Source organism: Aeromonas sp. QDB25 (assembly GCF_027707725.1).
Lineage (GTDB): Bacteria > Pseudomonadota > Gammaproteobacteria > Enterobacterales > Aeromonadaceae > Aeromonas > Aeromonas caviae.
Genome location: NZ_JAPCIZ010000236.1, coordinates 1 through 707 on the forward strand (window position 1 = coordinate 1; position 707 = coordinate 707).

The following is a 707-nucleotide window of genomic DNA, read 5'->3' on the forward strand; positions in this document are numbered from 1 at the left end:
GATCGATTTAGCCACTCATAGAGCATCGCAAGGTCATGCTCAGTCATGAGGCGCAGTGTGACGGAATCGTTGCTGTTGGTCACGATGCTGTACTTTGTGATGCCTAACGCCCGAAATAACCGGCGTGCGCTAGCACGTCCGGCGCCGCAGGCGCGTAGTTAATTGACTTGTTATGTTTGCTTATAGCCATACTAACCCTTGATAGGGTTTAGACTTCAACGATTCCAAACGACTTTGTAGGCTACCGCTATGGATTTCCAATTTATGGCCGTCAGGATCGAGCAAGTATAAAGAAAGTCCTTCGCTTCTATTTTGTTTCCATTCAACGACATGTGCTTCGCGAAGCTTTTTAGTAACTGGTTCGAAATTCTCTTCGGAAACATCAAACGCGATGTGACAGTAATCTTGGCTCGGATGCACTTCGTCACAAGACAAGCAAATCCAAGTAGCCTCCAAGCTCAGATATGCCCCACTATCCCAGCGGACATGTGCCTTCATTCCTAATAGACGCGTATAGAACTCCACGGAACGTTCAAGGTCACTTACTGCAATAGTAATATGATTCAATCCTCGTAACACTGACTCTCCTCAGCGAACATAACTTTGTTTTAGGGCGACTGCCCTGCTGCGTAACATCGTTGCTGCTCCATAACATCAAACATCGACCCACGGCGTAACGCGCTTGCTGCTTGGATGCCCGAGGCATA

At 47.7% G+C, this 707-nt stretch carries 1 protein-coding gene; it reads right to left on the reverse strand.

Annotated elements, in window-relative coordinates; all coding sequences use genetic code 11:
- Window positions 1–180 precede the first annotated feature (180 nt).
- Window positions 181–579, reverse strand: a complete 399-nt coding sequence (locus tag PG883_RS23680) for a FosC2 family fosfomycin resistance glutathione transferase (protein ID WP_032492605.1) — start codon at window positions 577–579, stop codon at window positions 181–183.
- Window positions 580–707: the final 128 nt, after the last annotated feature.